At 35.4% G+C, this 23,014-nt stretch carries 22 protein-coding genes; 5 read left to right on the plus strand and 17 right to left on the minus strand.

Going from position 1 to position 23,014, the window contains the following annotated elements; translation table 11 throughout:
* Positions 1 to 30 precede the first annotated feature (30 nt).
* The 4 genes from FB551_RS01065 (at position 31) to FB551_RS01080 (ending at position 4,389) form a co-directional block, all read left to right on the plus strand.
* Positions 31 to 657 (plus strand): YceI family protein, encoded by a 627-nt coding sequence (locus FB551_RS01065; protein WP_047432647.1) that lies wholly within the window; start codon positions 31 to 33, stop codon positions 655 to 657.
* 119 nt (positions 658 to 776) lie between these two features.
* Positions 777 to 1,442 (plus strand): alpha/beta hydrolase, encoded by a 666-nt coding sequence (locus FB551_RS01070; protein WP_142014148.1) that lies wholly within the window; start codon positions 777 to 779, stop codon positions 1,440 to 1,442.
* Between the two features lie 84 nt (positions 1,443 to 1,526).
* On the plus strand, positions 1,527 to 2,870 hold the full coding sequence (locus FB551_RS01075) for an ammonium transporter (protein WP_142014151.1): 1,344 nt from the start codon (positions 1,527 to 1,529) through the stop codon (positions 2,868 to 2,870).
* A 100-nt stretch (positions 2,871 to 2,970) separates the two neighbouring features.
* Complete coding sequence (locus FB551_RS01080; protein WP_142014153.1) at positions 2,971 to 4,389, plus strand: L-serine ammonia-lyase; 1,419 nt, start codon at positions 2,971 to 2,973, stop codon at positions 4,387 to 4,389.
* Positions 4,390 to 4,498: 109 nt separating this feature from the next.
* Here the strand turns inward: FB551_RS01080 and FB551_RS01085 are convergent, their stop codons facing one another.
* The 8 genes from FB551_RS01085 to FB551_RS01120 form a co-directional block, all read right to left on the minus strand.
* Entirely contained in the window at positions 4,499 to 5,341 is an 843-nt protein-coding gene (locus FB551_RS01085; protein WP_142014156.1) for a prephenate dehydrogenase, read from the minus strand.
* Between the two features lie 374 nt (positions 5,342 to 5,715).
* A complete protein-coding gene (locus tag FB551_RS01090) occupies positions 5,716 to 6,960 on the minus strand; it encodes a hypothetical protein (protein ID WP_142014159.1) in 1,245 nt (414 codons plus the stop codon).
* A gap of 105 nt (positions 6,961 to 7,065) precedes the next feature.
* Positions 7,066 to 7,806, minus strand: a complete 741-nt coding sequence (locus FB551_RS01095) for a hypothetical protein (RefSeq protein WP_142014162.1) — start codon at positions 7,804 to 7,806, stop codon at positions 7,066 to 7,068.
* Between the two features lie 13 nt (positions 7,807 to 7,819).
* Positions 7,820 to 8,956: an SH3 domain-containing protein gene (locus FB551_RS01100; protein ID WP_047432626.1), complete on the minus strand. Its 1,137-nt coding sequence runs from the start codon at positions 8,954 to 8,956 to the stop codon at positions 7,820 to 7,822.
* A gap of 126 nt (positions 8,957 to 9,082) precedes the next feature.
* Positions 9,083 to 9,997 (minus strand): hypothetical protein, encoded by a 915-nt coding sequence (locus FB551_RS01105; protein ID WP_142014165.1) that lies wholly within the window; start codon positions 9,995 to 9,997, stop codon positions 9,083 to 9,085.
* A 5-nt stretch (positions 9,998 to 10,002) separates the two neighbouring features.
* Entirely contained in the window at positions 10,003 to 12,522 is a 2,520-nt protein-coding gene (locus tag FB551_RS01110; protein ID WP_142014168.1) for a M23 family metallopeptidase, read from the minus strand.
* Positions 12,523 to 12,525: 3 nt separating this feature from the next.
* A complete protein-coding gene (locus FB551_RS01115; protein WP_142014171.1) occupies positions 12,526 to 13,377 on the minus strand; it encodes a DUF4280 and LysM peptidoglycan-binding domain-containing protein in 852 nt (283 codons plus the stop codon).
* Position 13,378: 1 nt separating this feature from the next.
* Positions 13,379 to 14,401 carry a LysM peptidoglycan-binding domain-containing protein gene (locus tag FB551_RS01120; protein WP_142014174.1) on the minus strand — a complete coding sequence of 341 codons (1,023 nt, stop codon included), beginning with the start codon at positions 14,399 to 14,401 and terminating at the stop codon, positions 13,379 to 13,381.
* A gap of 206 nt (positions 14,402 to 14,607) precedes the next feature.
* On the opposite strand from FB551_RS01120, the gene FB551_RS01125 reads away from it, so the two are divergent.
* Entirely contained in the window at positions 14,608 to 15,255 is a 648-nt protein-coding gene (locus FB551_RS01125) for a hypothetical protein (RefSeq protein WP_142014177.1), read from the plus strand.
* 7 nt (positions 15,256 to 15,262) lie between these two features.
* Here the strand turns inward: FB551_RS01125 and FB551_RS01130 are convergent, their stop codons facing one another.
* From FB551_RS01130 to tsaE, 9 genes are all read right to left on the minus strand, one after another.
* Positions 15,263 to 15,802 (minus strand): hypothetical protein, encoded by a 540-nt coding sequence (locus FB551_RS01130; RefSeq protein WP_047432610.1) that lies wholly within the window; start codon positions 15,800 to 15,802, stop codon positions 15,263 to 15,265.
* A 20-nt stretch (positions 15,803 to 15,822) separates the two neighbouring features.
* A complete protein-coding gene (locus FB551_RS01135) occupies positions 15,823 to 16,320 on the minus strand; it encodes a hypothetical protein (RefSeq protein WP_142014179.1) in 498 nt (165 codons plus the stop codon).
* A gap of 109 nt (positions 16,321 to 16,429) precedes the next feature.
* Entirely contained in the window at positions 16,430 to 18,703 is a 2,274-nt protein-coding gene (locus FB551_RS01140) for a cation:proton antiporter (protein WP_082001995.1), read from the minus strand.
* Between the two features lie 102 nt (positions 18,704 to 18,805).
* Entirely contained in the window at positions 18,806 to 19,195 is a 390-nt protein-coding gene (locus tag FB551_RS01145; protein WP_142014182.1) for a hypothetical protein, read from the minus strand.
* A gap of 110 nt (positions 19,196 to 19,305) precedes the next feature.
* A complete protein-coding gene (locus FB551_RS01150; protein ID WP_047432602.1) occupies positions 19,306 to 20,016 on the minus strand; it encodes a LytR/AlgR family response regulator transcription factor in 711 nt (236 codons plus the stop codon).
* Complete coding sequence (locus tag FB551_RS01155) at positions 19,991 to 20,764, minus strand: histidine kinase (protein ID WP_142014186.1); 774 nt, start codon at positions 20,762 to 20,764, stop codon at positions 19,991 to 19,993. Before FB551_RS01155 ends, FB551_RS01150 begins: the two co-directional genes overlap by 26 nt.
* An 18-nt stretch (positions 20,765 to 20,782) precedes the next feature.
* Entirely contained in the window at positions 20,783 to 21,154 is a 372-nt protein-coding gene (locus FB551_RS01160; protein ID WP_142014189.1) for a DUF4258 domain-containing protein, read from the minus strand.
* Entirely contained in the window at positions 21,154 to 22,344 is a 1,191-nt protein-coding gene (locus FB551_RS01165; protein ID WP_047432597.1) for an alanine dehydrogenase, read from the minus strand. Before FB551_RS01165 ends, FB551_RS01160 begins: the two co-directional genes overlap by 1 nt.
* A gap of 67 nt (positions 22,345 to 22,411) precedes the next feature.
* Positions 22,412 to 22,819: a tRNA (adenosine(37)-N6)-threonylcarbamoyltransferase complex ATPase subunit type 1 TsaE gene (tsaE, locus tag FB551_RS01170; protein WP_142014192.1), complete on the minus strand. Its 408-nt coding sequence runs from the start codon at positions 22,817 to 22,819 to the stop codon at positions 22,412 to 22,414.
* Between the last annotated feature and the right edge of the window lie 195 nt (positions 22,820 to 23,014).

Raw genomic sequence — 23,014 nt, forward strand, 5'->3', positions numbered from 1 at the left:
TTATTTTTGTTGAATTGTAAATAAAAAAGAATGAAAAGATTACTATTGTTTGCTATGGTGTGCGCAAGCATGTCATTTGTTTCTGCCCAGAAGAAATTTGATAAAGTGTCAAAAGTGACTTCATCAGAGATCAGATGGTGGGGGTATAAAGTGGTAAAAACCGAAGAGACTTCCCACTCAGGAACAGTAAAGCTGAAAAGTGGAAAATTTAACTTTGACCATACGGTCCTGGTAGATGGAGAGTTTGTAATAGACATGAGAAGTATGATGGCGGGTGATGTTTCTGATGAAGATCAGATCAAACTTACCAATGATCTGAAGAGCTCAAACTTCTTTGAAGTAAAAAAATTCCCTATTGCAAAATTCCATTTGACTAAAATTATTCCTTTAGCAAACAGTGAATACAATTCTACAGTGTACGGTGACCTTACCCTTAAAGGAGTGAGAAAAACAATTTCTTTCCCTGCGAATGTATACGTTACTCAGTTCACCACATCTATTGAATCTGCAAAGTTCTCCCTGAACAGAAGAGACTTTAAAGTATTCTATCAGTCTTCATTGAAAGATTATTTCATTAAGAACGAAATGGATATTCAATTCAAAGTGACTACAGAAATGCTGGATAACGAGAACAGAATTCAGAAGAAGAAAAAATAAGATATATTTTTATCAATACAGAAGAGCAGTTCGTAAAGACTGCTCTTTTTTTATGCTTCATGACATAAAGATTAGAAGCTGTCATTCCCTTGTTTCTGTATTTTTCATAAATTAGTGGTATGAAAATTTATATCGTAAGCGGTCTGGGAGCAGACTTTAAGGTCCTTGAAAGAATAGAGTTTCCCAAACACTGTGAATTGATTTTTATAGATTGGCTTATTCCTGAAAAAAATGAGCCCTTTGATGCTTATGTCAAAAGAATGGCGGAAAAAGTAGATGATTCTGAGCCCTTCTGCCTGTTGGGATATTCTTTTGGAGGAATTATTGTGCAGGAGATCAATCAATTGAAACCTGCAGAGAAAGTGGTGATCCTTGGAAGTATAAAATCAGACAAGGAAAAATCCAGATTCATAAGGACAGGTGAGGTTACAAAAATTCCAAGAATACTTCCTGTAGGCTTATTCAACGACAAAGCAGCCAATGTGTATGCCGTGATCCGAAAGCTTTTTGATCCAAAAAATCCTAAACTTCTTCAATATTTTAAAGTAAGAGATCCTTATTACCTGAAATGGTCTGTAGAAAAAGTATCTGAGTGGAAGTTTGATGAAAACCCGAATGTCATTCAGATATTAGGCGATAAAGATATTGTTTTCCCAATCCGTTACTCTAATCCGAATTACGTGGTAAAAGGAGGAACACATCTTTTTCCGGCTACGAAATCCAAAGAAGTTTCCAAAATACTGAAAGAGATTTTTTATGAAAAAATAGAAAATGTAACTAGTTGATATATTTTTTTAGGGGTGATTGTTTTAAAAATGTATTTTTTAAAGAATTTATATTTAAATTTGATAGGGTTAAATATAAATTTTATGAAAGTAGGATTAAAATGGATTGTTTCATTCTCAATAATCACACTCGTTGCAATTGGTGGATTGTTCTGGAATCCGGTTACAGATATTCCTGATACAGGAGAATTTTTAAGTGAAGATAAAATTGTTGGTGCCGATGTTGCCTGGATTTTGGCAGCGGCAGGACTTGTTCTGCTTATGACACCTGGGCTTTCCTTTTTTTACGGAGGAATGGTGGGAAAGAAAAATGTAATTTCTACCATGCTGCAGAGTTTTATTGCTTTAGGAGTGATCTCTATGGTCTGGGTAGTCGTAGGTTTTTCTTTGTCTTTCGGTGAATCTTTAGGCATTACCATTGCTGGCAAACATTACGGTATCATTGGGAATCCGCTCAGTTATCCATTTTTTAGCGGAGTAGGAAATCTTCCGCATAAACTGATGGCTCCCACCATACCATTTATCCTTTTTGCCTTGTTTCAGATGAAATTTGCTGTTATTACTCCCGCGATTATTACCGGATCTTTTGCAGAAAGGGTGCGTTTTATCTCTTATTTACTATTCATCGTTCTTTTCAGCCTATTTATTTATACGCCGCTTTGTCATATGGTATGGCATCCTGATGGTCTTTTGAACAAATATTTTGGGGTAAAAGACTTCGCAGGAGGAACTGTTGTGCATATGAGTGCCGGTTTTGCGGCCCTTGCAGGAGCTCTGGTGGTAGGAAACAGAAAGAATCCTCACCATGAGCCTTCCAACATACCATATGTACTTCTGGGAACAGGAATGCTGTGGTTTGGATGGTTCGGATTTAATGCAGGATCTGCTTTGAGTGCTTCTGCTTCTGCAGCTACAGCTTTTGGGACAACTACCATAGCGTCTGCCTCTGCGATGATGACCTGGATCTTTTTTGACAGAATAAACGGAAGAAGTATTTCAGCTTTGGGTGCATGTATTGGAGCTGTAGTAGGGCTGGTGGCGATTACTCCGGGATGTGGTTTTGTAAGTATTCCGGAAAGTCTTTTTATTGGATTTATTACAGCGATCGTTTCCAATCTGATGGTAAACTGGAAAGTTTTAAAGAAAGTAGATGATACCCTGGATGTTTTTGCCTGCCATGGAGTAGGAGGGATTATGGGAATGATTCTTACCGCTATCTTTGCACATGGTGAAAAAGCAAGTCTGCTTCACGGGGGAATTGATGTTTTTCTTCATCATATGGCAGCCCTGGTTTTAGTTTCTGCTTTTACTTTTTTAGGATCACTCATCTTATATAAATTTACAAACTCACTGATTACATTAAGAGTTTCCGAAGAGTCTGAAAATAAAGGGCTTGATTTGTCTCAGCATGAGGAGTGCCTGCAATAGCTTTTATATTGTGATGATATGTTAATTTCATTAAAAATTTGAAGGTATATTTTAGGATTTATCATGTATCTTTGTTTTTGAGGAAAATGACGAATCATTTATGGAATCAATATCGGTTTTTGAAATTATTAAAGTAGGAATAGGCCCATCCAGTTCACATACAATGGGACCTTGGAATGCAGCAGCAGCATTTATCAGGATTATAAAAAGAGAAAGATCAATAGAAGAAGTTAAAGAGGTTTTTCTTGAATTTTTTGGCTCACTCGCAAAAACGGGGATTGGGCACGGAACTGATATTGCAGGAATGCTTGGATTGAATGGAGAAGATTTTAAAACCATCAATACTTCAAAAATTGATGAAAAGATAGATTACATCAAGAGTACTCAAACCATTAACCTTGGTGGTGAAAAGGTAATTCCGTTTATCTACGGACATCATTTGATTTTAAACATGAAAAAGAGCCTTGATTTTCATCCGAACGGAATGATCTTCAGAGCTGTTTTTGAAGACGAAACTGAACTTGTGCAGGACTTTTATTCTGTAGGAGGCGGTTTCATTGCCAGCCAGGAAAAAAACTCTATCCAAAAGCAGTGTGTACGTACATTGTATCCTTGTCATAAGGCTTCGGATATTGCAAAATATTGTGAAAAACTGGGATTTGATAAGATTTCAGATCTGATTTTTATGAATGAAGAAAGCTGGAGAACTCAGGAAGAAACGAGACAGGAGGCGCTTTATATCTGGCAGCAGATCAAAGAATGTATTTACAAAGGGGTCAATAAAGAAGGAATTCTTCCGGGCGGACTGAATGTTTCCCGAAGAGCCGCAGGAATCAACAGAAAACTGTTAGGAGATAAGATCTATAAAAATAAAGACGAATGGTTCCAGCAGGTAGTAGACGCTGAAGAGAACTTTACGAATATCAACAAATGGATTGCCTGTTTTGCACTGGCAGTGAATGAAGAGAATGCAAGTTTCGGAAGAATTATTACCGCACCTACCAATGGCGCAAGTGGAGTAATTCCGGCTGTATTGATGTATGCGCAGGCATTTACACCATTTACCAATGAGGATGATATTGTACGATTCTTACTTGTAGCAGGAGAAATCGGAACATTATTCAAGAAAAATGCAACCATTTCTGCAGCGATGGGTGGATGCCAGGCAGAAATCGGAGTCTCTTCCGCAATGGCAGCTGCCGGACTTACAGAAATATTAGGAGGAAGTGTAGGACAGGTATTGATGGCGGCAGAAATTGCAATGGAACATCATCTGGGATTAACCTGTGACCCAATTAAAGGGCTGGTACAGATTCCGTGTATTGAAAGAAATACTATGGGTGCAATGAAGGCCATTACGGCAGCCAATATTGCACTGGAAAGCGATCCTACGAAAGCAAAAGTAACATTAGATGAGGTGATTCTGACGATGTGGGAAACTGCCCAGTCGATGAGTGACCGTTTTAAAGAAACTTCTGAGGGCGGACTTGCGATTGCAGTTAACGTTCCGGAATGTTAATATAAATAACACTATTTTAAAAATAAAATCCTTAGCCATTACTGACTAAGGGTTTCTTAATAAAATAAAAGTAAAAACCGTCGGGCTTTTAGTATTGTGTAAAGGATCTTTATCTTAAAATTCCTCTGATTCTGTTGGCGTTGGAAATCAACTCTTGAAGGTATTCATAGTTTTCTTTTTCCAGAGCGGATTTAAATTTTCTGAGCTGAGTGATATGTTCGTTCAGAACATCCAGTACATTTTCTTTGTTCTGTTTAAAAATGGGAACCCACATTTCCGGATGCGATTTGGCAAGACGTACGGTACTTGAAAAACCGGAACTGGCAAGCTGGAAAATCGTTTCTTCTTCACGTTCTTTTTCCAGTACGGTATTAGCAAGGGCGTAAGAGGTAATATGGGAGATATGAGAGATGTAAGCGGTGTGAACATCATGATCTTCTGCATTCATGTAAATCATGTGCATATCCAAGGCATTGACTACCTTTTCAACGGTAGCCAGAGCATCATCAGCCGATTCTTCTTTGTTGCATATCACACCTGCTTTTCCGGAGAAACTTTCAGCAATAGCGGATTTCGGACCATTGTTTTCCGTTCCCCACATCGGGTGAAAGGCTACAAACCTTGATCTTTTCGGGTGGTTTTTTACCGCATGTACAATGCCTGCTTTGGTGGAACCTGCATCCATTACAGTCTGCTGATCAGATACAAGATCCAAAACAGAAGGTAACATTTTCCTGGCAGCATCTACAGGGATAGCAAGAACAATCAGATCCGAATTTTTAATTCCATGCTCAAGATCTACTCCGGCATCGATGATCTTAAGATCCAATGCGTCACTAATATGCTGTGTATTGTTATCGATTCCATAGATGAAGCTGGCCAGGTTTTTCTCTTTTAATTTCAAAGCCATCGAACCTCCGATTAATCCCACTCCAATAATACTTATTTTCATCTTTTTACATTTTTTTAAATAAAAAAACCTCGTCCCTAGGACGAGGTTTTAAATTATATTCATAAGAATCCTATCCCAGAGCTGAGGTAAAAATTCTATAATAATATGTTCCGTTGTTAAAAATCACAGAGCAAAGGTATAAATATTTTTTTAATGAGACGAAATTTTCTTTTCTAAATTGTATAGGGATGGGATGAGTTGGCTTTTGATGATGTTTTTTAGGCTTCTACTATGACTTCTCCTTGTAATATTATTGTCTTTATTTCTCTCTTGTGAAGGACTTTTGTATGATATTAGTATAGTTATTAATAAGAGTAATCTATTCATATGCTAGAGTAATTACTTGAAATCTAATCTAATATCTGTAAATAAAGCTAATCTCCTTGAGGAGACAGTGAGGCTTCATCTTCTAACTGTCCATTTTCAACAACATTCTTTACAGGAGTTAATCCATAATAATTATTTTGTTCAATAATCTTTAATATTTCTGGATGTGCACCTGTTATATTGTAGAACGAAGTTCCTGCCTTTTGCCAAGCACGACTACTATTTAAAGGTTTATATTTATAAAATGCAGGACTTTCTATATTTGCTACATAAGCTATTATTTTTGCTTTTTCTTCAACACTGAATTTTTTAGACGGTGCTTCAGCAAAAATACCATCTTTGTCATCTTTGAATAAATAATTTAGGTAATTGCTCAATGCATATATCAATCTGTCATCATTCTCATTGGTGTTGTTAAAAACATAGCTTAATAAACCCTCCTGAATCTTTAATTTTCCTTGGCAATCTTTAGTGAAAAATATTTCACCTAGTTTTACTGCCTGCCAAAGTTGTCCTGATTCTGTATATGATTTGTATAGATCCTCTATAACCTGCTTATTTATTTTTTCTTCTTTATCATATCCAAAAGTAGTAACCAATTGTTTTAAGAAGTTTTTATCATGTGCTAGTAACCATGCTAAATCAGACTTACTATCATTAAATAGGTATTTATTGCGAGCTGCTATTTTATTTATATTTTCGAAACGTTTTTGTGTTAAATTTTTATCTTCATTCCATTTTGTAATGCTTACCTCATTTTGGATTTTTTTAACATTGTCTTCAAAATTTTTAGATTCGGGAAATACTTTTGAATAATCTGTAATTTCAGGAATTGCAAATAATTCAGTGATAAATTTATTATTTTTAACTATATAATAAGATTTAGGAGTCATTTCATCATCTGAGTTTCTATTATAGGTAATTGACTTATTACAAAGATTATTGCCATCTAAATAAACATATTTAGTAGCCATATCATAATCAATCTTTCGGTTGAAAATATCAAATACTTTTTTAATAAACTCTTCTGTAGATGGAGACCTATAGCCTTTTTTGGATAATTCTGATTCTAATATAGGTATAGAGCAATCAAGATCAGTTTCGTTATAATTATAATTAGGATAATCTGTCTCACTTTTTTCTGCTGAGAAACCTGCCTGAAGTTGAGATTGAAGGCATTGAGGTGTTTCCATAGTTATATTTTTTGAATTATCAATTATTGTCTGTTCTTTCTTTTGACAAGAAGCAATAACCGAAAATGCTAAAATTGCTATAAATAATATACCCTTCATTAATTCAAAGTTTTTACATTCAGTGATTTTATGGTCTCTAATTTATAATAAATTGAAGTGAGCATTCCTAGAAAATCTATCAGATATTCTATACTTATGAATGGCTTATTTTATTAAGTCAATTATTTTATTATTAATCATTTTATTATAATCTCCTTCAAAAAGTCCATTTGTATACTTTTTGTAATATTCTATTTTTGATATTGAAAATTCAAAGTAGGATTTCTCTTCCTTCTCATAATATTTTCCATCTAAATAATTAGGATAATTTTGGTAATCATTATCATTTTTAATAATATACTTACTTGGTATTTCAACAAGAATATTATCTCCTGTTTCATAGATTTTTAAGATACCAGAATAATTAATATCAGATTCTTCATAATCTGGTTTCCAATATAATACCCTTTGTCCCAACGGGTATGAAACTTTATTTTTATACAGATATAATTTCCACCCAAAATGGTTTTCACCATTTATAGGAAAGAAGATGATATAGTTTTTAGAGGTATTTGAAAAATATACAATAGGAGAAGAGGTTTCTAGATCTTCATTATTGATTTTCCTAATTATAGCCTTCTCTATGTCATCAAAAACAAAAGTTATAAGTTCATATCTGTTTTGATCACTTCCTTCAATAAGGGGATTTGAGACAATGAAGTTTTTACAGTTTAATGTATAACTTGTTGATTCTGTACTTTCTTCGTCACAATTGATTTTAGTTAATTGAAGTAGGTTTTTAGTGTTATCTGACTTGCTTGAAACTTCAGATGTTGATGTTTCTCTTGGCTTGTCTGAACATGCAACAAGTATGAGTACAAATACCATTAAAAAGGGTTTCATCATTTGATTAAGTTATTTATTCAGATTTTATCCTGCTTTTATGGACATATCCTTTTTTACCTTCTTTAGAAACCACTAACCACCAATCTCCGTTTTGGTTTAAAACTTCAACTTGTTCACCGGTGTTGATCTTTTGTAAGATTTGGGAAGAAGAGTTTTTCTCCTTCCTTAGATTGGTAAAACCATCACTATCCTGAATGATAAAATTGGTATTGCTTTCTTTTTGATAAATATATTTCACATAGTCTTTTAAAGTAGGTAAATCATAAAATTTATTTTTTTCCAGATTTGATATATATATTGGATTTTTATTTAAATAGCTTTCAATATTACCTTGTATTCCAACTCTTAATTCTCTTTCAAATAAGTAAGATATTGTTTTTTCAGGTTCAAAATATTCTTTTGGAGATGATGATATTTTATTTATTATATCACCTATTCTTAAATAACCATTACCTTCTTTAGCATAAGAAAAGTCTTCAACTTTACCTTTATAAATAATAGTTTCTATGTCGTCAAATATTTGTTTTTTTAATTTTTTATAGCCGTCAGAATCTACAAAAATTAACTGCTCCATATCGGAAAGGCTATTAAAATCGAATTTTTTAAATACTGATTCTACAAGCTTTTTATCCCTATTGTATCCATAGTAAACAACTAAATCGTATAAAAGATTTAAATTGTTTGTTTGCAACCAAACATATGATACAGGAGTATTATAAAATACGTAAGAATTAAAATGATATAACAAGTCAGGATTTATAAACTCTGGTTCGGCAGCACCAGCGTCCTGAATGAAAATAAATTTATTTTCTTTAATAGCTACCTCTGGAAACATTGCCGTACGTAAAGCAATTATGGAATTTTTATAATCTTTTAAATTGAAAGAAAATACATCCAAAATTTTTTGATTAAAGGTATTTTCATCCGGAAATTGAAATTTTCTTTGCTCTAATACTTTTTTCGCTTTGTTGATAAATTCAGGAGACAGGTCATCATAGTTTGATTTTGTGCCGTCTCCTTCATCTGTAATGTTATAAGGTGCGTCTTTTAATGAAATTATATCTTTAATATTACGCAATTGAAGTTTACTTTCTTGTCTGGTGCAAGAAAGTAGAAATGAATACAAAAGAGCTAAAGAAATATTTTTCATTATTTGTGTTTATTTTAGAATCCAGCAATAGGAGTTTTCGGCCTTATTAGAATCCCAGAAATTCTAGATGGCCTAAATTGTAATAATTATTTTTTAAATCCATCTTTTTTGATCTTTAAACTATATTTATTGCATCATTATCCACTCACTATTAGTAGATTCGCCTCCTATTCCCTTTATATAAAATTGATTTTTGTCGTGTTTAATTATAAATTTTGGATCAATACTTACACAATTTAATTGATCACCACTATAATAGACTTCTAGGTGATTGTCTTGTTCGATACCTATATATTTACCTTCACACAGGTTGGACTCTTTATATGTGTTTAAGGATAACAATATATTATTTTTTTTAATGTCAAATTTATATGAAATAGAAGCCATACCTGTTGTTGTAGCTTCTGTTTCTACTGAAGTAGAATGAATACCATCGTAAATTGATGAATTGTTTTTGAGATTTTTAAAGAGCTCTTTCTGAATAAGACTGGTTTCAAAAGCTAAAATATCTTCTGGAATTTTTGAAGTTTCTATTTCTCCTATTTGTTTCCATTTTCTATCTTCATATAAATAAAATGTTGTTTTTGCATTTTGTTTTGGTTCAAATTCTCCAGCTTCCCCTCCAGTATAAGTAATGAATTTATTAGGTAGATATGAGGCAACTACATAATAATCATTTTCTTTAATAAGATTTTTTATCGCTTTTGAATTTTGGGCATCATTTTCAGGGTTAGTAGATTTTGAATAATAACCTTTCAAATTACTAGGATTCCAAAAATATTGAGTTTCATCCGTTTTTCCAATAAAGTCTACGCTGAAAATACCTATTTTTTTATCTGAATAGGTATATGTTGGATAAGGATTGGAGATGTCTGGAATGAAAAAACCAGTTTCTTGGTATTTTACATCTAGAAAATTGATAGTGTTATCATCTTGGACTGTAATTTTAGTAGTTTTAGAATTTTGACTTTTATTTTTTTCTTGTCCATTACAACTTTGTAAAGTGATAATTGCAATGATTATAAAAAATATTTTATTCATGTTTATTATTTAATATGATTTCCTTTTATAGTTTCATCAAATTTTGTTTTCATAAATTGTTCTGGATCGACACGTGTAGTTCCTCCATAGAAAACTCCGTCAGTTGATGCTTCGATGTGAACATGATAATACTGAGGTGAAATATCTTTTGCATTACCAGTATTACCCGATTTACCAAAAGCTTTTCCATGTTTTATTTTCTGCCCTTTTGATACAGAAAATGAATTTAAATGACAGTATCTTATCCAAATAAATTTACCATTTTTATCTTTTGATTTAATAGTAACTATTTTTCCTAAATCACCTTTTGTGTCAAGAGCTTCTACAACTTCTCCACACAGCATTGATTTTAATTCTTTGTCTAATTGTGCTAAGATATCTGTACCTGTATGATAGTATCCTTTTGGGTGTTTGTTATTGTACCGAGGGGTTCTGTGGAATCTATTTTTATTTACATTGTTACTTTGATCATTTAATTTAGGGTTATCTATTACATCAGCATATTCAAAGCATTGTGAACAATCTTCTGGGCATTTGGATGATTGCTTTTCATCTGGTTTTTCAGGAGAATTATTACAAGTAAATTTTTGTGTTTTATTAGTAATTCCATCATTATAACTATTATGATATCTTTCTAAAATTTCGGAACGTTGAATCTTACCATCTCCTTTATTTGTTCCTTTACTTTTTTTATCAACACTTTCATTCTGAGTATATTCAATAGTTCCTTTCTCATATAAAACATAATTATCTGATTGATTTACACCTTTAGGAGCAAATACATGTAAATAAATGTCTTCTGGGGTTTTAATTTTATTTTTTGAAGGTTCAAAATATTTTTTAACATAATCAAGTTGTTTAATTTCTCCCATTGTTGCAAAACGTAATTTTACTTCATGTAATTTATCAAATCCACTACCAGATTTAAATTCTCCAATTGCTTGTAACGCAGATTGTGTAAATTGAATTAATCCAACTGCTCGTGAAGTACGAACTTCTTTCCCTGTTTTTTTATCTTTTTGAACAAGCCAAAAATCATCTTTTGTTATGGCCTTAACATTCTTTAAAGTTTGCCCCATTATTTGGTGTGCTTTAAATGAGCTTGCCGTTTCAACATTCATTACAGCCATTAATCCATTTGCCATTTCTAACTTTCTATTTTCACCCCATAATTCAGCACATATTTGTACTACTTTCTTCCTAAACTCACAACTTACTTTTCCACCCCATATTAGATCTTTGTATTGTTCCTGACATATACAACTTCCTGGCTTATCTGGTTTCTGTGTATTTTGCACCCCCGCCGCACTCTTCACCTTCTCCACCTGCATCAGACCTTCCGAATTTACCCCAAATTTCTGTGATTCTGCAGAAAGATCTTTGGAGATAATTTCGATGAAATAATTTTGTGTATCGGAATCCGGATCGCCGATAGGAGAGTCTATTCCTTTTCCGAAAATGTCTTTGGTAATGACAAATCCTGAAGTATCACATACATCGGCAGGAATTTTAATATTTCCGCTTCTGTAGACTTCATCATTGGAAGTGGTATCATATTCCCAGATAACATACTGGATATGTTTTCCCACCATATTCTTGGAGTGGATTCTTACCCTTACTTTATCACCTACTGCAACTTTGGAAAGCTCATTTCCTTTATCATCAATGAAAACCGCTTCTATAATATTGCCTTTAGGATCCGGCTGTTTGGGACCACCTCCTTGTCCGGCCGGGAATTTTGGGGTGTGTTTATCAGGCTGTGGTTTAGGTTGGGGCTGATTTTGAGGCTGCCCTTTATAATCAGGGTTGGCTACATCTACATTCACCTGGCTGGCTCCCTGAATTTGGCCTGAGTAAGTGGCCGTAACATAATACTCATGATTCGCGCCTTCATTCCTGTCACCCTTCATCAAAAACTGATTGGCCATCTGACGAAGGATTTTTTCATCAGACATCAGAGGAATGGACACTTCCGCAATTCCTTTTTCATTGACCCGAGCCTTATAGCTGCGGGTGTGACGATTATTTTTATTGATATTAGCATCGTGGCCTTTTCCAGGAGCATCATCTTCCCAAAGGTGAAACTCAATTTCTCTATTAAACATCGCTATGCAATGAGCCTGCGCAATAAGAGTATCACGGTAGCTGGCTTTATTGACGTCTTTTGCGCCTCTGTTGAAAAGAATTACCTTCTCTATTTTTGAAACCTTATCACTGGTCGGAATTAATATACAGCTGCCAATCAGTTCTTTGGTGGCAGACATGCCGGGCAAAATTCCTTTTTTAATCTCATAGACTTTCATTTGAAATTCTATACCCAGACCTATTTCTCCGAATCTGTACGTTACTTTTTCACCCTTTTTAGGTTGGTTGGTAATATCTTTCCAGCTTCCGTTTTTCTGTTTCTTGTACAGATACCATTCATAGTCACCTTTCAGACCAAATGAGAGTCCTGAAGGTTTTATTTCGTAGGTATAGGTTGTTCCTACCAGAGGATTCTGATTCCCGATAATAGTTCCTGTCATGGCTTAGCTGTAATAAAGTTCGTCTGTATCTTTTGTATCTTCCTTGAATTCATCAAAATCCACAACGGGATTATAAACCTGCTGTTCCTGCGTATTTGCTTTGGCAACCTGGCTTTTACCGACTTCACTTTGCTGTCCGTGCTTGAGAATAGTTATTTTTCCTCCTGTGCTGCACATCAGTTCTGAGATTTCTGTAACGCAGCTTTTTCCCATCACTTTTACTTTCTCATACGTCTTCTGCCACTTTTCTGCTGGGGCATAAGCACACGGAAGATAGCCTCCTGAAGTTGGCTTGAGTTTGCATTGTCCGAACGGCTGTGCTGCAGGATCCAGTTGAAGGTCATCCTCGGTTACAGCAAGATAATCAGCGTTTCCTTCTTCATCATTCCAGTAGTGCTTCTGATGGCTGGTCACTTTAAATTTTGGAAATTTAAATCCCTGATTACATTGCACAGTTCCTTTCTGCACAACGAAATATTTTCCTTCGTGAGGACTGGAGCCACTGTCTTCTTTTTTATCCTTCTTTTCCTCTTTAGCTGTTTGCTGTTCAGTTTTTCCGGATGGCTGCTCTTCATTTTGTGGAGTTTCTTCCATTGAATTTCCTTCATCGGAGCCTACATCTTCTGAAGATTCCTCCTGAGAAGATAGAGATATATTTTGAGGTTCTGTTTCCTCAGTCATAAACTGGGAATCTTCCGGAATCATAATCGTTTTTCCCGGAACAGGTTCCTGCATGACATCTTCCGGCGGACAGTGGAGATTATGGTAAGTTTTTAAAATACCTTCATTTTTCAGCTTAAACTGCCGGGCCAGTGAACTGAAAGTGTCGCCTTTTTGTGTGACATAATTTTTCATATTATCCTTGTGTTATATTGATGTGATGTTGGTGTATCAATATTCCTTCATGGCTGAGTAAAACCGAGGCTTTAGCCTGAAGAAGATTCTTATTTTTGGTGTGAGTGGTGTATTCTAATATGATATTTCCTGAAGCCGGTTCTGCAGCCTGCTCCTGAAGTCTGATCCCGCGCATGATCTCCTGCGGAGTACATAATTCGGTGATTTTTCCGTTTAAAATAGTCAAAACAGAGTTTTCTTCTTCATTTTTCTGTTCAGGATTGATTTCACAGGCTACCGGAAATGAATTCTGTAAAAAATAAAAGCGTTCTGTCCACTTTATTTTTCTCCGGAACCAGTCTGTTTTAGGAAATAAAGTCTGAAAGAGGAGCGTACTCTGAAATTGCTGTAATAAAAATGCTTCATTGCTGATGTTCCTTTCAAACGAATCCATATAATTTTGAGCCACTTCTCCTATATAAAACTCTTCAATATCTTTACGCTTTTGAGTAAAGTTGTCTGTAATTTTTTTATGATCTGCCAATCCTTTTATCCTGCCTTGTTCATTTAGGACAAATTCAAGAGGCATAATGCTTTTCATACAGGCTAGAGAAAGGCCGCTTACCTTATCATCCGGTTCATTTCCCCCGGTTTTAAAGTCTTTTTGACTGTAGCTAAGCACATACTGACCTTTGTTTTTGTCTTTTCTAAGATTTAAATCAATGGTATAATCGATGTTAACCGGAGATTCAAAAGGGGTCTCAAAAGTTTCATTGATATTATATGTCTGGGCCCAAAAGGAATCAGAGAACCGAGAGGGAAGGCTGCTATTCTTTTCATTTTCCTTCTGAGATTCTGTTTTAAAATGAATAGGGACAAAAATCTTTTTAACGTCATTAAGGTTTTCGAACCAGACTTTATCCATTTTCGGGCAATGAGAATTATGAAACACCTTAAGCTCCTCACTGCTCATACCCAGCCGGGAAGCGATGGAGGTAAGTGTGTCTCCGTTTCGTACCTGATATTGTAAAAAATCAATTTCCATCCAATGTGAATTATCAGATAAAGCTATTAAAAAACTCTGTTGGAAATTAATTTTTGGGATTAAATTTTAAAAATTGTCGTAGAATTACGACATGAAATTGATGGTGTGAAGAAAACCACCCCGAAAACCACCCCGTCAAAAATTCTTTGAATTTTCGCCACCTTTCCAGTGGAATTTTTAATTTTAAAGCTATAAAAAAAGAAAATATGAAGAATAGATTCTTGCATGGAGTTTTCATACTATTGATTAGTTTAGGTTCTGCATATGCTCAGAAGTCTGGTGATCAGGCATCTGTTTTTTTCACTACCAAAGCTCGGGATACTGTAAAGATTGAGGAAATATTGGACGAAAAAGATACTACAGGCAGCAAAAGTTTAAAAAATAGGATAAAACCTATTCAGGCTAATTTTAAAAGTATCAATTCCATAACAACATGGGCTTCTGTTAAAAAGAAGGATATTGAAGAAGAATCTGCAGAAGGTGGGGAGGCAACATTTTATTATACGGATAGAGGTCTGCAAAAAGTAATTGCGAAACATTATGGAGAAATGGGACAGAAGCTGACAGAATATTATCTTCTTAACGGACAACTTTCTTTTGTTTTCGAAAAAGAATATAAATATAACCGACCGCTTTTCTACGATGCTAAAGCAATGAAAGAAAATAATGATACTGAAGCATTTGATTTGAAAAAATCAAAGATTACAATGACCCGGAATTATTTTGAGAACGGAAATATCATTCTGATCAGCAATAATGACATACACGGATCAGGTATCAGTTCGGATTATCCGGCTGAGCAGGAGAAAGAGATCAAAGAAGATTTTAAAAGGCTTCTGAAGCTTGTGAATTAGAGTAGCGTTATAGTTTATCAGCTTTGATAATATTCAGTCTTTCTTCCACTTCATTAATTCTTTTAAGCCAATAGTTGATTCCTTCCTGATTAGTCACTGTTTCTTTAAAAGCATTACGGTTGACGGTCCATAGGTGTGAACTGTTTTTTTGATAATCCAGCTCGCGTTCTTTTTTATTTTCTGGCTCTATCCGGTATCTCCAGAATACCAGCGATTTCATATATTCTGAACGGACTTTTTCTAGATAGTCAATAATAGCCTTCCGGTCCTGGGGAATATATCCCGGTCCGGAGCATCCACATGAATGAAAAGTAATTCCAACCGTATACAAATCACGGATGTGAGCCCATTGCTTGTCATCATTTTTGGGAGGGGATTTAAAATCAAGTCCCATATTGGCCATCAGATTTCCACATTCAGGGCACTTGGCTTCTACAGAGGTCTGAGCATCCCGGTCCACATCTTTCAGGTGGCGGCGTTTGAATGTTTTCTGGCAGTTAAAACAGGCATAATGTCCTTTGTAAACCATCATGGCATATCGGCACATAGTAAAATCTTATTCTTTGGTTATAAGTTATTTTGTATTTGTTTTTCCTCTTCATTATAATTGATTCCCATCAGGCTGGCGGCGCTTCTCGGGTCGTAGACCGACCACACATCTCCCCAGGGAAATTTGAAGGTGCAGCTTGGGTAAGGTTTTTTCTTTTTTTGGGTTGGAGGCTTATTCAGAATTTTCGATAGAAAAGTGTTGTTCCGGTGAAAAACGTTCATTTCTTTTTCTTCTGTCCATTCATTCCAGTCTTTGGCATCACCATTTTCCCATGTGTTCATATGGATAATGTCCAGCTGGTCTTTAAAAAAGCACAGGCTGAAAGATACCTGATATCCCTGTATTTCTATAGCCTTAAAATAATACCAAAAATATCCGGTTTTTACATCCCACAGATTATGATACTTTTCTTTATAAAAATCAGAATGTTTCAGGTGATCAAGACTCATTCCTTTATAAAGTGTGGTAGCAAAGGCTTCCAGCTCTATAACTCCATTTTCACTGTTAATCAGCATGTCCCAAAAAATTGAAGCTATAAATATACCCGTTTTTTCTTTACAGACAACGAATAATATTTACAGCTTCAATAGAAATAGAAATAGAAATATCGGTGTGTATTATGTGTTATGGATTTGATATTATTAATGTGGATGGGATGTCAGACAGCCATAGACTCTTTGTATCGATCAGGTTTTTCCAGCTTTTACTGCTGATAAGCATCAGATCCTGGGAATTCAGGAATTCTTTCTCAATCTTTTTCTCATTGTACAGCGTGATATGATTGGGAGCTACCTGTTCAATACTTCTTATCAGTTCTTTTACCTCAATATTATTTCGGATCTGTCCTGCAGCATCAAGGATGATAATCTGAGAATTATTGTTATTGATCAACCTTTTTGCATATTCAAGAAGGTAGAAATCACTCAGATTAAAGATCGGAACAAATACTTTATCGGCTGCTTTAAAATCTTTTTCCACCAAAATTCCTACAGGAATATTTGTTTTGTCGAGAATCTGAAGCGTAAAATCGTCAAAAGGAGAATTGTTGAATATGTTTCCTTTACCTTTTACCGTGTTCAGTAGTTTTTCAGGATTAATAATCTTGGTGGTAAAACCTAATAACCTTCCTAATAAACTGCCTTCATACATAGATTTTCCAAGCATGATCAGAAGAAGATCATAATGTCCTTTGTTGGTAATGCTGGTAAGATCGCTTTCAATATCAGTAGAGGCTTTGAAGAGCGTAGTGACCTCCAAATTCAGATCGTGGGAGGTTTCAATGACATTCTGAAACTGTGACTCCTCATACTCGTTGATGTCATAGGCATGCATTTCATCTACCGGAGCAATATTCATTGCGGTGATGCTTTTATTGCCGTTCATTTTATGAGTAAAATTGTGTGCAAGTTTCAATAAGGTACTTCCGGATTCCGGCTTGTCAAATGAGAGAAGAACGCGGTATTTGGAATCATTATCCTGAATAGACTCGTCCTGGTTCTTTTTAGATTTAAAAATAAAATTAATGAAATCCAGTGCCGGTCCTGTCATGAAAGTAGTAAAGAGAGCCATGATCACCAGCATTGCAAAAATTTCAGGGCTTAAAACACCAAGGTCATATCCGATGTTCAGCACAATAAGTTCCATAAGGCCTCTTGTATTCATCAGAGCTCCTATCGTTAAGCTTTCTTTCCAGTTTATACCTACAAACCTGGCGGTCAGGGCACTTCCTGCAAACTTTCCAAGAACTGCGGTGAGAATAATAAATCCTGCCGTCATCCACAGGTGGCTGTCGTTAAGCAGGCCAATCTGGGTACGAAGTCCTGTAAATACAAAGAATAATGGAAGCAGAAGCACCAATGCCACATCCTCTACCTTATCAATAAAAAGCGTACGGAACTTTGTATTTTCCGGCATAATAGCTCCTGCCATAAAGGCTCCAAATAAAGCGTGAATACCGATTACTTCAGTAGCATATGCAGATAAGATCAATGTCAGAAAGAAAATAGCCACCATGGGTTTGCTGATCGTATTTTTTCCGGCCTGAAGGTCTCCGATTCTTTTCAGGAAAGGTCTTACAATTTTAATCATTAAAAATACATAAGCAATAGCCATGATAATCACATAGATAGAGCTTGTAAAAGAACCCGCTTTTACAATAGCAATGACTGCTGCCAGAATGCACCATGCAGTAATATCATCTGCAGCTGCACAGGTAATAACAATCGTTCCCAGTTTGGTTTTCTGAAGGTTTCTTTCCTGTACGATTCTTGCCAGGACCGGAAATGCAGTGATACTCATCGAAATGGCTATAAATAAAGCAAAAGACGTAAACTGAATCCCATCCGGAGCAAATTCCTGATAAACAAAATAAGAAAGTCCTATTCCCAATGCAAAAGGAATAATAATACTCGCATGGCTGATGACAACCGCATCATGAGCTTTTTTCCTTAATACACTCAGATCCAGTTCCATCCCAACGATATACATGAACAGGATAAGACCTATCTGGCTCAGAAACTGAAGGTTGCCTAATGATTCTTTAGGAAAAAGAAATGCAGAAAACTCAGGGAAATACATTCCCACAAGTGATGGTCCTAATACAATACCTGCAATCATTTCTCCGATTACGGTAGGCTGTTTTATTTTCATACAAATCCATCCAAAAAGCCTTGCTGTCATAATAATAGTGACAATTTGTGCCAATAATAAGGCAAGCGGATGGTGAAGATTGGTTTTGAATGATTCCAGGAAATTATCCCAGGTAGAGCCGGTGCTGGTGTTAGCAACAATATTTTCCTTTACTTCCAGCGTCTGTCCTTCAATGATGAAATAATACATCAGAGCAGAAAAAACGGCTATGGTCGTGATATAGAAAATTAAATTTTTGTATTTCCCCAAATTCATGATTCCAATATTTTATGCAAATTTGATAAGAATATAGTTATGTTAAATATCCTTTTTTTTTAAATGTAACGAATGTTCTAAAAAATGTAATAAAATCTATCTGAAAGAATAGCCGAGCCCGATTCCTATTTTCCAGGTGCCATTCTGATCGGCTGTTTTCGTATTGTAATAAGCAGGAATCTGAAGGGCAATCTTTTTATAAACCATAGTGAAGCCGGCAGCTAAAGTGGGCATAATAGGGCTGTTTTTAGTTCCCGATGAACGGTCTTCTTTAATTCTCAATGAAGGAAGCATTCCCAATATAAATTTTACGTTTTTGCAAGTAAGGCTTACGTTCGGTCCGGTAAAGTTGATAAATGCACCATGATCTACATATCCGGCTGCTGCTATCCCGTCAAAAAACGAAACCTTTAATTTTGAGGAGGTTTCCTGGGAAAAACACAAGCCGGATATGAGAAGTCCTGCAGCATAGAAACAGTTTTTCATTATAAAATCAATTAATTCTATACAAAAGTAAAGGGATTACTTACTGAAAAAGGGGAGTTGTAATAAAGGGGCTGTATTCTGTAATAAAACCGGAAAGATTTGAAAAAGGGCTATTTTCCGAATAGCTCCATCAGTGAACTTTTATAAGCATCGCCGATCTGAAGTTTCAGAAAACTGTGATCTTCCGTAGGAATAGTAGTGATAATTTCATTGGTTGAAAATACTTTGATGGAAGACAGCGCAATGATTTCTTTTTTGTTGACCTGGGCAAAATCTTTTGACGGCAGCATCTCCAGAAGGTTTTTGAAATTCAGGTTTTTTAAAACGATCGTCGTTCCGTCAATAAGCATAATATCTTTATCCCTGCTGTCAATTTCAGAGGTTTTGATGTAAGAAATCTGTTCTGTGAAGATAACGGTTTTTCCAATGTTGGTATTCCACTCGATGAAAGTCTTTTTAGGCGTACTTTCTACCAGCTCTTTAGCTTTTTCGAAGGCCTGGATTAATCTTTCTTTTTTGATGGGTTTTCTTACATAATCCACCACATTCAGATCGAAAGCTTCGGCTGCATATTCTTTATAAGCCGTTGTGAAGATGATTTTTTTGGAACCTGAAATAATCTCAGCTACCTGAAGTCCTGTCATTCCTGGCATTTCAATATCCAGAATACACAGATTACAGTCGAGATTGTCTATTTCGTTCAGAAAAATTTTAGGATCATTGAATGCCTTTACCACTTCTACATTCTCAATTTGTTCGCATAGAAGTTTTAAATAACTGATAGCCAGTAATTCATCATCCAGAATAACGCATTTTATCATAGAATTCTCCTAAATTGATTTTTAATTCCGCTGTAAAGATTCCGTTTTTTGAGCTTCTTTCCAGCTGATAATAAGTGCTGTAGATCATTTTAAGTCTCTGATCAAAAGACTGGCTTCCAAAACCGCTTTTTTCCTTTTCCAGAATGTTTTTCAGAGAAGCTTTATTGCTGACTTTCATGGTGAACATGCCATTTTCAAGCTCCATATAAATGGAAATAAAAGAATCCTGAGCCAGAAAATCCGTATGCTTGAAGGCATTTTCAATAAGATCTACAGAGATCAGAGGAGCAAATACCTTTTCTTCGTACAAAGCGTCAGATTTATTGATTCTGGATTTAATTCTGAAGTCAAAAAGAGGGTTGATCTTGATTTTATTAATCTCAATCAGGCTTAAAGCAAAATTAAGCTCTTCTTTCGGGCTTACATACTTATTGTTGCTTTCGTATAAAATATAGTCCAGCACATTCGCCAGCTTATCCAGTGACATATACGTCTGATAGGCATGAGACTGCACCGAATTGAGAATATTCTTAAACAGATGCGGATTCAGTTTTGTCCCGATATGTTCAAGACGGACTTCATTCAGACGCTGTTCAATAAGTTTGTTGGTTTCTGATAGTTTGGTATTTCTCTGTTTCAGCTTCTGATTCTGATTAAAAAGATAAATACTGGTGGTCAGAAACAGGAAAATGGCAAAGACTCCGATGAATATCAGATAATCATGAATCATGTAGTAATTGCCGTCCATAGCTCGTAGTTATTGAAACTATTTCAGTTTTTTAAGATTGTTGACCGTCACTGTTTCTTCACATTTTTCATACGTGATCTCGTAAGACGGATTCTTTTCAGGGTAGGTTAAAAGATAATCCGGGCATGGTTTCTTTTGTGCATGACTGCGGTCAAAATCTACTTTTCCGTTGGTAATAATGCTGTCTTTTATAAATTTCTCATCAATCTTGTAGGCAGTCATTGCATTTTTAGCTTCTTCAGAATATTTGAATTCTTTGGAAAGACTTTCAGCAATCACACGGCTGTTCGGTAAATATCCGCTGCAGCTTGCCCCTTTTTTGTTTAAAATAAAAAATACGATCAAAAGCCCTGGAACGAAGCCTATTGCATAAAATTTCAGTTTCTTCATTAGAAAATTAAAAGATTGATATCGTGGTACGTAAGTCCGAAACGGTCGCAGATGATCTTTTTGGTATGTCTTCCTTTGTACATATATAAGCTCTGCTTCATTTCGTTTTTGCGGATCAGCATGTTTTCAAAGCCGCCCTCTTCGTCATAATTTAAAATATAGGAAAGGAAGAAATTCGAGATGGCCTTGGTGGTCGTTCTCGGCATTCTTGAGGTAAGGTTCGGAAGTCCGCAATGGATAACTCCATGTTTGATGATGTAAGGATCTTCCATCGTGGTAAGCTCAGAAGTTTCAATCACTTTACCGTTGTCTATCGTGATATCGATGATGACACTGCCTTTTTTCATTTTCATCACCATATCTTCGGTAACGATAGGCGTCATGTTAAGTCTTGGCAATGCTCCAATCACTACATCGGCACGTCTTAAACTTTTGCTGAGTTCTTTAGGATCAATAATGGAAGTCGGTACACGGCTGTCAACGATGGTGTGAAGTCTTCTCAGTTTTGATAAGGAGTTGTCGAAAACCTTTACGCTCGCACCTAAACCAATGGCTGCTTTTGTAGCAAATTCACCCACAATTCCGGCTCCAAGGATCACAACTTCTGCAGGTCTTACTCCTGTAATTCCTCCAAGCATTAAACCGTTGGATAAGGCTAATAATTCTGAGGCATATAAGATAGAAACGGTTCCTGCAATTTCACCGACTAATCTTACCAAAGCCAGCTGCTTGTATTCATCAACGATAAATTCAAAAGCAATGGCGTTTATTTTTTTCTCTGCAAGCTTTAAGAAATAATCCTTGTCTCTAAGGTTAATCTGAAGTGCTGAAACCAGATAGGTATTAGGTTTCATATACTCAATTTCATCTTCTGTAGGAGGATTCACCTTCAGGATAAGATCCTGTCCGAAAGCTTCCTTAGGATCATTAGTGATCTTCGCTCCTGATTCGGAATATTGTAAATCTGTAAAAAATGAACCTTCTCCGGCACCTGATTCAATAATGATCTCATGACCGTGCTCTACCAACACCTGTACGGCGTCAGGAGTAATGCAGGTTCTCCTTTCGTTGAGACAGGTTTCTTTAGGAATTCCAATACTGAACTGTTTCCCTTTCTTTATAACCTCCAATTTTTCCTCTTTCGGCATTAATTCTTCTTCTGTGAAAGGAGTAAAAATATTTGTACTCATCCTTAAATTAAATTATGTCTTACAGATTGTTTTTTACACTCAATTAATGAGCAAAGATACATAATATTTAATCGAATGAAACTTCTCTGTATTCACCCGTGTTCACAATACTCATTGTGTGATAGTTGAGCCCGTAAAGCTCCTCTTCATACACTTCCGGCCACTCGATAATGCATAGAAAAGAGTTGTCCAGATATTCTTCAATTCCGATATCATAGACTTCTTCAATGTTTTTTAAGCGGTAAAGATCAAAATGAAATACTTTCCCTTTTTCCGTATTATATTCATTCACAATAGAATATGTGGGAGAGTTTACTTCGTCATTGCTGCCCATATTTTTAAGCAGAAATTGTGTGAAAGTAGTTTTCCCGGCTCCCAGATTTCCCTTTAATAAAAGGATATTGTGTTTTAATTCCGGAATGATGCTGTCAACAACTTCCTGCCAGTCTTCGATTGTATTGATAGTGAACTGCATATACTAATTTGTTTTGCAAAAATAATGATTTATGACTTGCGAAGCTACAAATTTAAAGGCAGGAAGATGGAAGCCGGAAGATGGAAGTTATAAACAGTACATTCCGTACATATTCACAAACTCACCAACTCACCAACTCTCAAACTCTCGAACTCCAAACTTTCGAACCCGTATCCCGAAACCGGCACCGAAATT

The sequence above is a fragment of the Chryseobacterium aquifrigidense genome (genome assembly GCF_006716485.1).
Classification (GTDB): domain Bacteria; phylum Bacteroidota; class Bacteroidia; order Flavobacteriales; family Weeksellaceae; genus Chryseobacterium; species Chryseobacterium vietnamense.

Bases quoted from the DNA above. Each gene is read 5' to 3' on its own strand.
- tsaE (WP_142014192.1), bottom strand. From the start codon at position 22,819: ATGCAGTTCACTATCAATACAATCGAAGACTGGCAGGAAGTTGTTGAC.
- FB551_RS01080 (WP_142014153.1), top strand. From the start codon at position 2,971: ATGGAATCAATATCGGTTTTTGAAATTATTAAAGTAGGAATAGGCCCA.
- FB551_RS01165 (WP_047432597.1), bottom strand. From the start codon at position 22,344: ATGAGTACAAATATTTTTACTCCTTTCACAGAAGAAGAATTAATGCCG.
- FB551_RS01145 (WP_142014182.1), bottom strand. From the start codon at position 19,195: ATGAAAAACTGTTTCTATGCTGCAGGACTTCTCATATCCGGCTTGTGT.
- FB551_RS01090 (WP_142014159.1), bottom strand. From the start codon at position 6,960: ATGAAGGGTATATTATTTATAGCAATTTTAGCATTTTCGGTTATTGCT.
- FB551_RS01070 (WP_142014148.1), top strand. From the start codon at position 777: ATGAAAATTTATATCGTAAGCGGTCTGGGAGCAGACTTTAAGGTCCTT.
- FB551_RS01085 (WP_142014156.1), bottom strand. From the start codon at position 5,341: ATGAAAATAAGTATTATTGGAGTGGGATTAATCGGAGGTTCGATGGCT.
- FB551_RS01110 (WP_142014168.1), bottom strand. From the start codon at position 12,522: ATGACAGGAACTATTATCGGGAATCAGAATCCTCTGGTAGGAACAACC.
- FB551_RS01100 (WP_047432626.1), bottom strand. From the start codon at position 8,956: ATGAAAAATATTTCTTTAGCTCTTTTGTATTCATTTCTACTTTCTTGC.
- FB551_RS01095 (WP_142014162.1), bottom strand. From the start codon at position 7,806: ATGATGAAACCCTTTTTAATGGTATTTGTACTCATACTTGTTGCATGT.
- FB551_RS01155 (WP_142014186.1), bottom strand. From the start codon at position 20,764: ATGGACGGCAATTACTACATGATTCATGATTATCTGATATTCATCGGA.
- FB551_RS01065 (WP_047432647.1), top strand. From the start codon at position 31: ATGAAAAGATTACTATTGTTTGCTATGGTGTGCGCAAGCATGTCATTT.
- FB551_RS01160 (WP_142014189.1), bottom strand. From the start codon at position 21,154: ATGAAGAAACTGAAATTTTATGCAATAGGCTTCGTTCCAGGGCTTTTG.
- FB551_RS01115 (WP_142014171.1), bottom strand. From the start codon at position 13,377: ATGAAAAATTATGTCACACAAAAAGGCGACACTTTCAGTTCACTGGCC.
- FB551_RS01125 (WP_142014177.1), top strand. From the start codon at position 14,608: ATGAAGAATAGATTCTTGCATGGAGTTTTCATACTATTGATTAGTTTA.
- FB551_RS01120 (WP_142014174.1), bottom strand. From the start codon at position 14,401: ATGGAAATTGATTTTTTACAATATCAGGTACGAAACGGAGACACACTT.
- FB551_RS01105 (WP_142014165.1), bottom strand. From the start codon at position 9,997: ATGAATAAAATATTTTTTATAATCATTGCAATTATCACTTTACAAAGT.
- FB551_RS01130 (WP_047432610.1), bottom strand. From the start codon at position 15,802: ATGTGCCGATATGCCATGATGGTTTACAAAGGACATTATGCCTGTTTT.
- FB551_RS01135 (WP_142014179.1), bottom strand. From the start codon at position 16,320: ATGCTGATTAACAGTGAAAATGGAGTTATAGAGCTGGAAGCCTTTGCT.
- FB551_RS01075 (WP_142014151.1), top strand. From the start codon at position 1,527: ATGAAAGTAGGATTAAAATGGATTGTTTCATTCTCAATAATCACACTC.
- FB551_RS01150 (WP_047432602.1), bottom strand. From the start codon at position 20,016: ATGATAAAATGCGTTATTCTGGATGATGAATTACTGGCTATCAGTTAT.